Source organism: Clostridium perfringens ATCC 13124 (assembly GCF_000013285.1).
Classification (GTDB): Bacteria; Bacillota; Clostridia; order Clostridiales; family Clostridiaceae; genus Sarcina; species Sarcina perfringens.
In genome coordinates this window covers 3,020,274-3,034,557 of record NC_008261.1, presented here as the reverse complement: position 1 = coordinate 3,034,557, position 14,284 = coordinate 3,020,274, and the positions used below count along the sequence as shown (strand labels likewise).

The window sequence follows — 14,284 nt, the reverse complement described above, 5'->3', positions numbered from 1 at the left end:
CAATAGTTGGATTTTAAACTAAACATAAGAAAAGTTAAGTATTTAAAGAATATTTTAGTAAAAGCTTGTTATTTATAATAAAATGTTATTGCTTATGATGGTAAGATAAATCTCGTCGCTAAGAGACACAGAAACAACTTAACAAAACAAATTAAAAGTTTTGAAAAAAGTTGTTGACAAAGTTTCAAAGTGATGTTAAACTAAGAAAGTCGCTTGAGGGCGACAAAGAAATGGTCTTTGAAAATTAAACAGAAGATATTAACATAAACCAGCAATTCTTTTATAAGTAATATGAGTATAGATTAAACTTTTAAATTGAGAGTTTGATCCTGGCTCAGGATGAACGCTGGCGGCGTGCTTAACACATGCAAGTCGAGCGATGAAGTTTCCTTCGGGAAACGGATTAGCGGCGGACGGGTGAGTAACACGTGGGTAACCTGCCTCATAGAGTGGAATAGCCTTCCGAAAGGAAGATTAATACCGCATAACGTTGAAAGATGGCATCATCATTTAACCAAAGGAGCAATCCGCTATGAGATGGACCCGCGGCGCATTAGCTAGTTGGTGGGGTAACGGCCTACCAAGGCGACGATGCGTAGCCGACCTGAGAGGGTGATCGGCCACATTGGGACTGAGACACGGCCCAGACTCCTACGGGAGGCAGCAGTGGGGAATATTGCACAATGGGGGAAACCCTGATGCAGCAACGCCGCGTGAGTGATGAAGGTTTTCGGATCGTAAAGCTCTGTCTTTGGGGAAGATAATGACGGTACCCAAGGAGGAAGCCACGGCTAACTACGTGCCAGCAGCCGCGGTAATACGTAGGTGGCGAGCGTTATCCGGATTTACTGGGCGTAAAGGGAGCGTAGGCGGATGATTAAGTGGGATGTGAAATACCCGGGCTCAACTTGGGTGCTGCATTCCAAACTGGTTATCTAGAGTGCAGGAGAGGAGAGTGGAATTCCTAGTGTAGCGGTGAAATGCGTAGAGATTAGGAAGAACACCAGTGGCGAAGGCGACTCTCTGGACTGTAACTGACGCTGAGGCTCGAAAGCGTGGGGAGCAAACAGGATTAGATACCCTGGTAGTCCACGCCGTAAACGATGAATACTAGGTGTGGGGGTTTCAACACCTCCGTGCCGCCGCTAACGCATTAAGTATTCCGCCTGGGGAGTACGGTCGCAAGATTAAAACTCAAAGGAATTGACGGGGACCCGCACAAGTAGCGGAGCATGTGGTTTAATTCGAAGCAACGCGAAGAACCTTACCTACACTTGACATCCCTTGCATTACTCTTAATCGAGGAAATCCCTTCGGGGACAAGGTGACAGGTGGTGCATGGTTGTCGTCAGCTCGTGTCGTGAGATGTTGGGTTAAGTCCCGCAACGAGCGCAACCCTTGTCGTTAGTTACTACCATTAAGTTGAGGACTCTAGCGAGACTGCCTGGGTTAACCAGGAGGAAGGTGGGGATGACGTCAAATCATCATGCCCCTTATGTGTAGGGCTACACACGTGCTACAATGGCTGGTACAGAGAGATGCAATACCGCGAGGTGGAGCCAAACTTAAAAACCAGTCTCAGTTCGGATTGTAGGCTGAAACTCGCCTACATGAAGCTGGAGTTACTAGTAATCGCGAATCAGAATGTCGCGGTGAATACGTTCCCGGGTCTTGTACACACCGCCCGTCACACCATGAGAGTTGGCAATACCCGAAGTCCGTGAGCTAACCGCAAGGAGGCAGCGGCCGAAGGTAGGGTCAGCGATTGGGGTGAAGTCGTAACAAGGTAGCCGTAGGAGAACCTGCGGCTGGATCACCTCCTTTCTAAGGAATACATCTTAGGACAACTAAGATGACAATGAATTCTGGATAATATCTCTGTTTAATTTTGAGAGACTAAATTCGACAAAATACTACAAAAAAGTATTGACAACGAAAAAGTTTCTTGATAAAATAATATGCGTTGTGAGAGCAACGATTAAATATGGGGGTATAGCTCAGTTGGGAGAGCACCTGCCTTGCACGCAGGGGGTCAGGAGTTCGAATCTCCTTACCTCCACCATATGTGGGTCTATAGCTCAGGTGGTTAGAGCGCACGCCTGATAAGCGTGAGGTCGATGGTTCGAGTCCATTTAGACCCACCATTGTTCTTTGAAAATTGCACATAAATTAATATAGAAACAACAAGCCAAATTGGCAAAACCAATTTCTATTCTTTGTAAAATGAGAACTATAACTAATATAGGTCAAGCTACAAAGGGCGCATGGTGAATGCCTTGGCATCAGGAGCCGATGAAGGACGTGATAAGCTGCGATAAGCTTCGGGTAGGCGCACATAGCCTGAGATCCGAAGATCTCCGAATGAGGAAACTCACATGGGAAACCCCATGTATCATTAAGTGAATACATAACTTAATGAAGGTAACCCAGGGAACTGAAACATCTAAGTACCTGGAGGAAGAGAAAGAAAAATCGATTTTCTTAGTAGCGGCGAGCGAAAGGGAAAGAGCCCAAACCGGAAACTTGTTTCCGGGGTTGAGGACATAACATAAAGAGAAGTAATGGCTAATTGAAGAGAACTGGAAAGTTCCACCGTAGAAGGTAATAGTCCTGTAAATGAAAGCTAGTATAATCGAGTTATGATCCAGAGTACCACGAGACACGTGAAACCTTGTGGGAAGCAGGGAGGACCACCTCCCAAGGCTAAATACTACCTGATGACCGATAGTGAAGCAGTACCGTGAGGGAAAGGTGAAAAGAACCCCAGGAGGGGAGTGAAATAGAACCTGAAACCGTGTGCCTACAACCGCTCAGAGCCCCTTATGAGGGTGATGAGGTGCTTTTTGTAGAACGAGCCAACGAGTTACGGTATGTAGCAAGGTTAAGTACTTAAGGTACGGAGCCGAAGGGAAACCGAGTCTGAATAGGGCGACTAGTTGCATGCCGTAGACCCGAAACCGGGTGACCTATCCATGGCCAGGTTGAAGCGAGGGTAAAACCTCGTGGAGGACCGAACCACGTTGCTGTTGAAAAAGCATGGGATGAGCTGTGGATAGCGGAGAAATTCCAATCGAACCCGGAGATAGCTGGTTCTCTCCGAAATAGCTTTAGGGCTAGCGTCGAGTATGAGTAGTGGAGGTAGAGCACTGAATGGGCTAGGGGGCATAGCGCTTACCGAACCTTATCAAACTCCGAATGCCACATACTTTGAGCTCGGCAGTCAGACTACGAATGATAAGATCCGTGGTCAAAAGGGAAACAGCCCAGATCGTCAGCTAAGGTCCCAAAGTGTAAGTTAAGTGGGAAAGGATGTGAGATTTCTAAGACAACTAGGATGTTGGCTTAGAAGCAGCCATTCATTAAAAGAGTGCGTAATAGCTCACTAGTCGAGAGATCTTGCGCCGAAAATGTAACGGGGCTAAACTTACCACCGAAGCTACGGGCTTGAACTTAGTTCAAGCGGTAGGAGAGCGTCGTAACCGGGCTGAAGTCGTACCGTAAGGAGCGGTGGACTGGTTACGAGTGAGAATGTTGGCATCAGTAGCGAGATGTGGGTGAGAATCCCACAGGCCGAAAACCTAAGGTTTCCTCAGGAAGGTTCGTCCGCTGAGGGTTAGTCGGGACCTAAGCCGAGGCCGAAAGGCGTAGGTGATGGACAACTGGTTGATATTCCAGTACCACTACCATCGTTATTATCGATGGCGTGACGCAGGAGGATAGTGTGTGCTAGCTATTGGATGCTAGTCTAAGCGTTTAGGCAGTGAGAGTAGGCAAATCCGCTCTCATAATGCTGAGGCGTGATGGGGAAGGTTCCACGGAACCGAAGTACATGATTCCACGCTGCCAAGAAAAGCGTCTAGAGAGAGAAGTAGTGCCCGTACCGCAAACCGACACAGGTAGGTGAGGAGAGAATCCTAAGGCCGGCGGAAGAATTACAGTTAAGGAACTCGGCAAATTGACCCCGTAAGTTCGCGAGAAGGGGTGCCTACGAGAGTAGGCCGCAGAGAATAGGCCCAAGCAACTGTTTAGCAAAAACACAGGTCTCTGCTAAAGCGTAAGCTGATGTATAGGGGCTGACGCCTGCCCGGTGCTGGAAGGTTAAGGGGAACACTTAGCGCAAGCGAAGGTGTGAACTTAAGCCCCAGTAAACGGCGGCCGTAACTATAACGGTCCTAAGGTAGCGAAATTCCTTGTCAGGTAAGTTCTGACCCGCACGAATGGCGTAATGACTTGGGCACTGTCTCAACTGTAAATCCGGCGAAGTTGTAGTGCGAGTGAAGATGCTCGCTACCCGCGATTGGACGGAAAGACCCCGTAGAGCTTTACTGTAGCTTAGCATTGAGTTTTGGTATTGTCTGTACAGGATAGGTGGGAGACTAGGAAACCAGGGCGTCAGCCTTGGTGGAGTCAACCTTGGGATACCACCCTGACAGTACTGAAATTCTAACTGGCGGCCATGAATCTGGTCACAGGACATTGTTAGGTGGGCAGTTTGACTGGGGCGGTCGCCTCCTAAAAAGTAACGGAGGCGCCCAAAGGTTCCCTCAGAACGGTCGGAAATCGTTCGAAGAGTGCAAAGGCAGAAGGGAGCCTGACTGCGACACCCACAAGTGGAGCAGGGACGAAAGTCGGGCTTAGTGATCCGGTGGTACCTCGTGGGAGGGCCATCGCTCAACGGATAAAAGCTACCTCGGGGATAACAGGCTGATCTCCCCCAAGAGTCCACATCGACGGGGAGGTTTGGCACCTCGATGTCGGCTCGTCGCATCCTGGGGCTGAAGTAGGTCCCAAGGGTTGGGCTGTTCGCCCATTAAAGCGGCACGCGAGCTGGGTTCAGAACGTCGTGAGACAGTTCGGTCCCTATCCGTCGCGGGCGTAGGAAATTTGAGAGGAGCTGTCCTTAGTACGAGAGGACCGGGATGGACTGACCTCTGGTGTACCAGTTGTTCCGCCAGGAGCACAGCTGGGTAGCTAAGTCGGGAATGGATAAACGCTGAAAGCATCTAAGCGTGAAGCCAACCTCAAGATGAGATTTCCCATAGCGTAAGCTAGTAAGATCCCTTGAAGAACACAAGGTTGATAGGTCGGGGGTGTAAGCATGGTAACATGTTCAGCTGACCGATACTAATAGATCGAGGGCTTGACCAAATATAGTATTAATTATGTGCAATTTTGAAAAAACAAAATATTTCTAATAATCTGGTGATGATGTTCTTTAGGGTAACACCCGTTCCCATTCCGAACACGACGGTTAAGCCTTTAGAAGCCGATGGTACTGCACGGGAGACTGTGTGGGAGAGTAGGTGGTCGCCAGGTCAGTATTCCTCGATAGCTCAATGGTGGAGCACTCGGCTGTTAACCGATAGGCTGGAGGTTCGAGTCCTCTTCGAGGAGCCAAATCTAGTGATGATGCGTTTAAGGGTAACACCCGTTCCCATTCCGAACACGACGGTTAAGCCTTTAACGGTCGATGGTACTGCACGGGAGACTGTGTGGGAGAGTAGATGGTCGCTAGGTAAGATAAAGCTTGAATTTTAATTCAAGCTTTTTTATTTTGTAATTTTTATAATATCCACATGAAAGGTTTAATTTTTAAAATTAGATTTTCCTGTGGATATTTTTATTTTAAAAATTATCCACAGAATTTATTGAATTAAAATATAAAATATATTTGTGGATAACTTTTGAGTAGTAATACTTGTCCTATAGCAAGTTGAATTATTATATTATAGTTTAGATTATTTTTAATAAGATTTATAATATTTAAATTTATGTCTTAAGATTGTGAAGTTAAGTTTATGCGGTTTGAGTTTTAAATTAAGTTTAAAATCATAATTACATTAAAAATAAGATAAGAATATAAGAGAATATATTTATTAATAGAATCTTATATTTTTAAATAAAAATTTAAATAAAAAAAGATTTGTCTTTTAGAATTTATATTCTTTCTATATATAATTTGAGTTAATTTTCAAATATTAATTTAACAGCTTTAATAGTTTTTTTCTTTTTATTATCTTTAATACTTTTTAGGACTATAGTAGTATTTACGTTATTATAAATAGTATAAGTTTCTGTTGATAAATTTTTTCTTGTTTTACTTGTGGATAAATTTTAAGAAATTATCTAATAAAAAGTTTAAAATTAAGGAACACTTTTTATTCTTAAGAATACAATATAGTGTGGTTAAAATATTAAATTATAGTTATAAATTTAATTAATAAAAAGTAATGTATAAAAAAATAAGGTATAGAAAAATAAGTTATAAGAATAAATCATAAAAATAGATTATGAAAATAAATTGTAGAAAAGTAATTCAAAATTAAAATATAGTAATTTACTAATTAATTCAATATGAGTGAAGTCTTTATCACATAAAAATAATATTTTTAAGTTAAATTAATGTTATTTTTAGAAAAGGAGCTTTTTAGTGGCTTTATAATGTATTTTTTGTTATATATTAATCTAATAAATATATTTTTATAAAAAAAATCATAAAATTTTTAAAAAATGTATTGACATATTAGCTATATATCTATATAATTAATACTTGTGAAGAGCAAATGTTCTTTGGTGGTAAGGCTCGATAGCTCAGTCGGTAGAGCAGAGGACTGAAAATCCTCGTGTCGCTGGTTCGATTCCTGCTCGAGCCACCAGTGTGGCGCTATAGCCAAGTGGTAAGGCAGAGGTCTGCAAAACCTTTATTCCCCGGTTCAAATCCGGGTGGCGCCTCCATAAAAAACCTCAGTAACTTTACTGAGGTTTTTGCTTTGCAGAAATTTACATATACACACTAAATTTTATTCCAAACACTAAGAATTAAGTGGATTTATATTTTATAAATCCACTTTTTTCATTAAACATTAAAATGTACATATTAACATGTCCCTTTTAATGTTTATTTAGCATAAATAAAAGTAAATGTTATGCAGTAGCTAGAACTCTCTCTTTTATTCTTCTTAAATCTTATTATAAATAAAAGTACATTTTATGTGGTAGCTAATAAATTCTTATAGCCTTAGTGCAATCTACATGTTTTATCGATGGTTATGATATTAGTTTATCCTTAGCTAGAATATTGACTTCACTATTAACCATAAGAAACATTTAATATTTTATTATTAGTTTATCTTTAGCTGCGTCGAAAAGAATTGATGATCCTATTGGTAAGGTTATATTAGGATAGTCATGACCAAAAGGAATATTATATATAATTGGTTTTTTATATGGTAATAGTATAGAAAGTATAGTATTAATTGTTTTTGGATTATATGGGGTGAAATGGCCTATTAAAAAAGCTCTACAAGAATCTAGTTTACCTGAAAGTTTTAATTGCATTAAGTATCTATCTATAGCATAATTCTCTTCATTTACATCTTCAATCATGAGAATTTTATTTCGAGTATTTATTTCATAAGGAGTTCCTAAGGTGCTACATATCATAGTTAGGTTTCCACCGCAAAGAATTCCTCTAAATAGTTCCTTATTTTCCACCTTAAAATCCTTTGTAGATATGTTAATTAAATTGCTCTCATCAGTAAGCAGTGATAGAAAGCTATTTTTAGTTATTTCATCTGAACTAATTTTAGAATTTATCATAGGTCCATGAAATGTTATTAAGCCTGTCTTTTGAGATAAATAATTTAAGAGAACTGTTAAATCACTATAACCACATAAAATTTTAGGATTTTTTTTAATTACTCCCATATCTAAATAAGGTAACATTCTTATACATCCATACCCACCTCTATAAGCTACTATTGCTTTAACTTCTTTATCTTTAAACATTTCCATTAAATCTTCAGCTCTTTCTTTGTCAGAAGCAGCTAGATAATCATTTTTTTTTCTTAAATATTTTCCTTCTTTAATTTTAAAGCCAAGATTTTTAAATGAGGATATATTATAGTTTATTACATCAGCACTATCTCCACTGGCAGGGGAAACAATACCTATAGTATCACCAATTTTTAATTTTTGAAATTTAACCATAAAACCTCCTAAAAAAATAGAGAGCATAAATTGCTCTCAATAATCTTTTAGTTAATTATATGCAAAAATCTTTTTATGGTTACAGATAAATTTAAAACATATCTTTTTTATATAATATAAATGCTATTACACCACAAAGTATTACAGATAAAGTCATTATTATATGGAATCCATATGGATGGTGTAATAGTGGCAAGTAGTCAAAGTTCATTCCGTATATACCAGAGATAACTGTAAGGGTAGACATAAGGATTGTAACTGAAGCTAAGACTTTCATCACTATGTTTAGGTTATTAGAAATAACAGAAGCAAAGAAGTCCATGGTACTACCTAGAATGTTACTATAAATATCAGTCATCTCAATAGCCTGTTTATTTTCTATTATTACATCTTCTAAAACATCTTTATCTTCTTCATATCTTTGAATAACATCAAGTTTTAACATCTTTTCTAATGTAATTTCATTAGATTTTAAGGATGTTGAGAAATATACTAAGGATTTACTTAATGAGTGCAATTGTACTAACTCTCTGTTTTTCATTGATTTATGAAGACGTTTTTCTATCATAATACTTTTCTTATCTATCTGTCTTAAGTATAAAAGATAATATGTAGAAACTCTGTTTAGAATTTGTAAAATAAATCTTGATTTTTTAAATGAGTAAAAATTACGAACTTTGTTTGAAGAGAAGTCGGTTAATACCTTGCTATTTTTTAAGCATACAGTAATTAATTCATTTTTTGTATGAATTATTGCTAATGGATAAGTATCATATGTTAAGGAGTTATCCTCCATTTCTGTAAAAGGAATATCGACTATTATTAATATAAAATCTCCTTCAATTTCTATACGAGAAGTTTCTTCATCATCTAAAGGTGCTCTTAAAAATTCTAAAGGAACTCCTGTTTTTTTAGAAATAAGAAGTAATTCTTCCTGAGAAGGTGCTATTATATTAACCCAACAACCTGGTTCAAGGGAAGCAATTTTCTTTAAAGTCCCATCATTTTCACTTAAAGATTTATATATCTGAATCATTTTCTCCCTCCCAAAGCATTAAGTTATATTTTGTTTCAATTATCATTAAACAAGTTATTTAAAATAAAATCAAGATAATTTTTATAATTAGCTTAGATATAACAAAGAAAGTAATAGAAATAAAGAGGTACAAGCAATACAATTACTATAAACTTTAAATATGAGCAATTAAGATTAAAATCAATAAAATTTTACACTTATCTAGGTAGAATTAATTTTTGAAAATTAGTATAATGTGATTTGTTTATAATATTAAAAGTCGGGGGATTTTTAAATGGGCACTATGCATAAGGAAGTTGTCAAAAAAAGAAGGGATGTAGCTATTGTAATTAGTATAGTTTGCATGAGCTTAGCTATAAGCCTATCTAATTTTTTTGGCAATATTAAATTTGAGTCTTTTAATGCAGAGACAATAACAGATCCAATATTTCTAGTTTTAACATTAGTTATATTCTTTAGAGAGTATAGAAAATGTAAGACAAGTTATAAATATTCCATAGTAGCTAATCAACTAATGATTCATAAGGTGAAAGCTAATAAGCAATCAACTTTAGAGAACATAAAGTTAAATAACATTGTTTATTTAGGTAAAGATTATTCTAAAGAAGCAAAGGATTTTAAAACTTCTTCTTGTAAGAAATATGTGTGTAGTTTATTAGATAGAACAGGTCATTATTGTTGTATATATAAAAATGGTGATGGATATAATAAATTCTATTTTAAGCCAAGTAAAACACTTGTTGATAAATTAGAAAAAAACTTAGCTATTTAAGAAAAGAGAGTCTTAAGACTCTCTTTTTTTAATATAAATTTTCCTTAGACATATTGAAGGTTTCTTTAACCTCTGAAAGAAGAAAATCGCTTTCTATAAGATCTAAGGCTGTTGAAATAAGGGCATAAGAAGCTGAAAGTGCTTGTTCTTGAGCAAAGGATGATATTGTTGCATCTGCAAATTCTTTAGTTCCATAATCAATATTTACATTATCAACTATGTTTATATAAGGATGAATACAAGGTACCTTGTGACTTACAGTTCCTAATGAAAGACCAGCATCTATATCTCTTGGTTTTCCTATGTTTATTATTCCGTTTTCTTTTAAATTATGACTATATAATCTATTTAATACTTGATTAGATAAAAGCTCTTCATTAGGTGGCTCATAAAGTTCAACACAACTTTCTAAGTTCATTGTGTCAGAAATACAAGCAACAATGTTTCTTATTTTATTTTCAATACATTTTGCAGTTTTGGTGCTTTCTGCTCTTATATATAATTTACCTTCTGATTCAACAGGTCTTAGAAGAGGTGTAACGCCTCCTTGAGATAAAATAGTGTGTATGTTAGCTTTCTTACAGAAGCCCTTAGATAAAGCGTTTATTACATTAAAAGTTAGCATAGTACCATCTAAAGATGTAAAACTATCAAAATCTAAGAAACTTAATCCATCATGACCTTTAAAAGTTACTTTTAGGGGTATAATTGCCTTTGAAGTACCACTTTCAGAGGTTACTATATCTGGGTGAGCTGTTAATACCACATCTATATCATCAAAAATACCTTGTCTAACATAAGTAGACTTAGTTCCACCTAAATACTCTCCAGGACATCCTATTAATATTACTGTTCCACCAGACTTTTCAATTACCTTGCTTAATCCTAAGGCACTTGTAATTGATATAGTAGTAAGAAGATTATGACCTGTTATATGTCCTCCCTTAGATTTAATAGCATCATATTCGCATAAAAAGCATATTTTAGGGTATCCATTTCCTTTCTTAGCATAGAAAGCAGTATCTAAATCTAAAAATTTTTCTCTTACATCAAAATCTCTATCTCTTAGGAAATTACATATATATTTGCAAGCGTCATATTCTTTGTAACTATCTTCGGGATTATCATGCAGAAACTTACAAAGATTAAAGAGAGCTTCTTTTTCTGTAGATAAATAAGAAATAACTTCCTGTCTCATTGAAAAAACCTCCTAAATATTTATAGGATTAGTTTGTGCTACAATAGAAAAAATATTAATTTTTATTTATTTAAATATTTTTCCAGCTGAATTATGTATAGAAAAATATTATATGGAAAAAATATAGAAGAATAGAGATTTAAGGAGTGTTATCTATGAATAAGTCAATTTGTATAATTTGTGGCAAAGAGGGTCATGGTATAATGATAAGAGGAAAATTAATATGCACAGAATGTGAGAAAAAAGCTATAAGTTGTGATATTAATAGTGAATTCTATGAGTTTTATAAAAATAGATTAAAAGAAGAAGTTTATAAGAAAAAATTAGGATAACAGAGGAGTGGTTAACTTTGAGAAATATTCCTATAATTAATGGAATATCAATGTACTTAAGAGAAGAAATAGTACCTTTTTCTATGCCAGGTCATAAGAATGGACGAGGCTTTAAGGGATTTGAAGAAATACTTTTACAAGGTGATTTAACTGAAGTTGAAGGATTAGATAACTTGCAGCATCCAGAGGGAATAATTAAAGAAGCTGAGGATAAACTTTCTAAGTTATATAAAAGTAAAAAGAGTTATTTTTTAGTTAATGGAAGTACTTGTGGAAATTTAATAATGATATTTTCTTTGTTTAAAGAAGGAGATAAAGTTTTAGTAGAAAGAAACTGCCACAAAAGTATAATGAATGGAATAATAATGAGAAAATTAAAACCAGTTTTTATAAATAATATATTTCATTCAAAACTAAAAGCACCAGTAGGAATTGATTTAAATCATTTAAAAGAGCAAATAAGTTTAAATAAAGATTTAAAAGGAATAATATTAACATACCCTAATTATTATGGCGTAGGAGTTAATATAGATGAGACTATAAAAATAGCTAGAGAAGCAAATTTAAAAGTAGGAATAGATTCAGCTCATGGAGCACACTTTGGATTTAACAACTTATTGCCTGAAAGTGTACAAGAATTAAAGGCTGATATAGTTGTAATGAGTGCTCATAAAACTTTACCAAGTTTAACACAGACTGCTTGGATGCATGTTAACAATGAGGATTTTATTGAAGAAATAGAATTTTATAAAAATATTTTTATGAGTACTAGCCCTTCATATATGTTTATGATGAGTTTAGATTATTCAAGAAACTTTTTAGAAGAACATGGTGAAGAGGCATATAATAACTTGTTTAAGATCATAGAGGATTTTAAAAATGATATTAAGGACTTATCATATTTTAAAATATTAGATAAGGAATTTTTAATTAATGAGTTAGAAAAAAATATTAAGATAAATGATATTAAGATAGATAACAGTAGAATAGTACTAAACTTAAGGGAAAATTTAAATGGTAATAAACTATTAGATTATTTAAGAAGTAAAAATATACAGTGTGAAATGAGTGATAATAAAAATGTTGTTTTAATACCGTCACCATTTAATACTGAAGAAGATTTTAAAATTTTAAAATATGCTTTAAAATCTTGTGATATAAATTGTCTTAAAGATGAAGAAATAGATTTTTATTTAACAGATTTACCAGAGAAAAAATTAGAACCTTTTGAAGTTTTAGATTTAGAATATGAAAGAATTAATATAAATGATGCTGTAGGTAAAATTGTAGCAGAGAGTATAGTTCCATACCCACCAGGAGTTCCTATGATAATAATGGGAGAAGTGATAGAAGAAAGACATATTAAATTACTTAATGAGTATATGAAAAGCAAGGTAGATTTAATAGGTATAAAGGATAAAAAAGTTAAGGTAATAAAGAATAAGTAAATACTTAAAGAATATATTAGTTAGGTTGTATCGAAGTTAGGAGTTAAATAAAGAATATAATAAGTATTTTTTATTTATAAGATTTTGGTACAACCTTTTTAATTTATTAAATAAACGGATTAGAAGATTATTTGATATAATAATCCTTGTATTAAAATTATTACATAAAACTTTTTAGGGAGTTTTATAGAATTTATTTAATATATTTTTAGAGAAAAAAACGTGTTTATATAGATTGGAGTAGTTATGGGTAAAATATTTTGCATAATGGGGAAAAGTGGTTCTGGTAAGGATACTATTTTAAAAGAGATAAATAAGGTTGAAGATTTAAATTTAAAAACTATAGTTACATATACAACTAGACCTAAAAGAAATAATGAAACAGATGGAGTGGAATATTTCTTTATAGATAAGGAAAAGCTAGATGATTTTAATAGAGAAGGTAAGATAATAGAATGTAGAGTTTATGATACTGTTCACGGAAAATGGTATTACCTAACTGTAGATGATGGACAAATAAACTTAGAAGAAAATAACTATATAGTTATTGTAACTTTAGAGGCTTATTCTGAGTTTAGAAAATATTTTGGAGATGAGAAATTAGTACCACTTTACATAGACTTAGATGATGGAGTTAGACTTGAAAGAGCATTAAAAAGAGAGAGAGAACAGAAAAGTCCTAATTATAATGAGATGTGCAGAAGATTTTTGGCAGATAATGAAGATTTTAGTGAAGATAAATTACTAAATAACAATATAATTAAGAAATATAACAATTACAATTTAGAAGAATGTATAAGTGAAATATATGATGTAATAAGAAAAACTTCTAAATAATCTGGGGGAAAATAATATGAAAAATGCATTAAAGTTAACTTTTATTGGATTTCTAATAATATTAGTAGGAATATACTTAGCGGTTTCTGATATAGATACATATGGAGTACATAAAGTTCTTACTATAGTAGGAGTTATTTTAGCTGGTTTTGGCATAAAGAGCATAAAATAACTTAGCTATTAAAAATATTAATTTTAAATAAAAAGTAAATTATATAACTTATGAAATTAAAGCAATAATAAGGTTTGGTTAAGGGTTGTAAATAATGATATAATTATTTAAAACATAAATTTGAATTTTAGGGTAGAGATGTGAGGAGGACGTGTTATGAAATTAGTAATATCTATAGTTCAGGATGATGATGCTTTAGATTTAGTTGATGCGTTAAATGAGAAAGGTTATAGTGTAACTAAATTAGCTACAACAGGTGGATTTTTAAAATCAGGAAATACTACACTTTTAGCTGGGGTTCAAAAAGAAAAGGTTGATGATGTTATAAGTATAATAAAAGATATATGCCAAACAAGAAAGGGCGTTGTAAGTTCATCTGCAAGTGTTTCTGAACCAGGTGGAGTGTATATACCATATCCTATGGAAGTGCAGGTTGGAGGAGCTACAATATTTGTTGTTGATGTAGATAAATTTATAAAGATTTAAAATAGAAAGGAAAG

Annotated in this window: 9 protein-coding genes, 5 tRNA genes and 4 rRNA genes; 15 read left to right on the top strand and 3 right to left on the bottom strand. The window is 34.7% G+C overall.

Annotated features, from left to right (window positions below):
* Window positions 1-311 precede the first annotated feature (311 nt).
* The 9 genes from CPF_RS13555 to CPF_RS13515 all read left to right on the top strand — a co-directional run bounded on the left by CPF_RS13555 (window position 312) and on the right by CPF_RS13515 (window position 6,735).
* Window positions 312-1,824 (top strand): 16S ribosomal RNA (locus CPF_RS13555).
* A gap of 162 nt (window positions 1,825-1,986) precedes the next feature.
* Window positions 1,987-2,062: transfer RNA gene (locus CPF_RS13550), tRNA-Ala, on the top strand.
* Window positions 2,063-2,067: 5 nt separating this feature from the next.
* Window positions 2,068-2,144, top strand: a tRNA-Ile gene (locus tag CPF_RS13545).
* A 100-nt stretch (window positions 2,145-2,244) separates the two neighbouring features.
* A 23S ribosomal RNA gene (locus CPF_RS13540) occupies window positions 2,245-5,148 on the top strand.
* Between the two features lie 50 nt (window positions 5,149-5,198).
* A 5S ribosomal RNA gene (rrf, locus tag CPF_RS13535) occupies window positions 5,199-5,316 on the top strand.
* A gap of 6 nt (window positions 5,317-5,322) precedes the next feature.
* Window positions 5,323-5,397 (top strand) — tRNA-Asn (locus tag CPF_RS13530).
* A 2-nt stretch (window positions 5,398-5,399) separates the two neighbouring features.
* Window positions 5,400-5,517 (top strand): 5S ribosomal RNA (gene rrf / locus CPF_RS13525).
* The 16S, 23S and 5S rRNA genes sit together here with 3 tRNA genes alongside, the layout of an rRNA operon.
* 1,063 nt (window positions 5,518-6,580) lie before the next feature.
* A tRNA-Phe gene (locus CPF_RS13520) sits at window positions 6,581-6,656 on the top strand.
* A gap of 4 nt (window positions 6,657-6,660) precedes the next feature.
* A tRNA-Cys gene (locus tag CPF_RS13515) sits at window positions 6,661-6,735 on the top strand.
* 372 nt (window positions 6,736-7,107) lie between these two features.
* Here the strand turns inward: CPF_RS13515 and CPF_RS13510 are convergent.
* Window positions 7,108-7,989, bottom strand: coding sequence for a S66 peptidase family protein (locus tag CPF_RS13510; protein WP_011591138.1), 882 nt, complete (start codon window positions 7,987-7,989; stop codon window positions 7,108-7,110).
* Window positions 7,990-8,080: 91 nt separating this feature from the next.
* Complete coding sequence (locus CPF_RS13505; protein WP_003459363.1) at window positions 8,081-9,025, bottom strand: magnesium transporter CorA family protein; 945 nt, start codon at window positions 9,023-9,025, stop codon at window positions 8,081-8,083.
* Window positions 9,026-9,299: 274 nt separating this feature from the next.
* On the opposite strand from CPF_RS13505, the gene CPF_RS13500 reads away from it, so the two are divergent.
* On the top strand, window positions 9,300-9,797 hold the full coding sequence (locus CPF_RS13500) for a hypothetical protein (RefSeq protein WP_003459375.1): 498 nt from the start codon (window positions 9,300-9,302) through the stop codon (window positions 9,795-9,797).
* Window positions 9,798-9,825: 28 nt separating this feature from the next.
* Here CPF_RS13500 and CPF_RS13495 read toward each other — a convergent pair whose 3' ends face one another.
* Window positions 9,826-10,995 carry an amidohydrolase gene (locus CPF_RS13495; protein WP_011591137.1) on the bottom strand — a complete coding sequence of 390 codons (1,170 nt, stop codon included), beginning with the start codon at window positions 10,993-10,995 and terminating at the stop codon, window positions 9,826-9,828.
* A gap of 155 nt (window positions 10,996-11,150) precedes the next feature.
* On the opposite strand from CPF_RS13495, the gene CPF_RS13490 reads away from it, so the two are divergent.
* From CPF_RS13490 to CPF_RS13475, 5 genes are all read left to right on the top strand, one after another.
* Window positions 11,151-11,327, top strand: a complete 177-nt coding sequence (locus CPF_RS13490; RefSeq protein ID WP_003452260.1) for a sigma factor G inhibitor Gin — start codon at window positions 11,151-11,153, stop codon at window positions 11,325-11,327.
* Between the two features lie 17 nt (window positions 11,328-11,344).
* On the top strand, window positions 11,345-12,775 hold the full coding sequence (locus tag CPF_RS13485; RefSeq protein ID WP_011591136.1) for an aminotransferase class I/II-fold pyridoxal phosphate-dependent enzyme: 1,431 nt from the start codon (window positions 11,345-11,347) through the stop codon (window positions 12,773-12,775).
* A gap of 246 nt (window positions 12,776-13,021) precedes the next feature.
* The gene (locus CPF_RS13480; RefSeq protein WP_003459338.1) at window positions 13,022-13,612 is read left to right on the top strand and encodes a guanylate kinase; all 591 of its coding nucleotides are present in this window, start codon (window positions 13,022-13,024) and stop codon (window positions 13,610-13,612) included.
* Between the two features lie 16 nt (window positions 13,613-13,628).
* Window positions 13,629-13,784 (top strand): hypothetical protein, encoded by a 156-nt coding sequence (locus CPF_RS15045; protein ID WP_003452252.1) that lies wholly within the window; start codon window positions 13,629-13,631, stop codon window positions 13,782-13,784.
* A 156-nt stretch (window positions 13,785-13,940) separates the two neighbouring features.
* Window positions 13,941-14,270, top strand: coding sequence for a cyclic-di-AMP receptor (locus CPF_RS13475; protein WP_003459310.1), 330 nt, complete (start codon window positions 13,941-13,943; stop codon window positions 14,268-14,270).
* The last annotated feature ends 14 nt before the right edge of the window (window positions 14,271-14,284 follow it).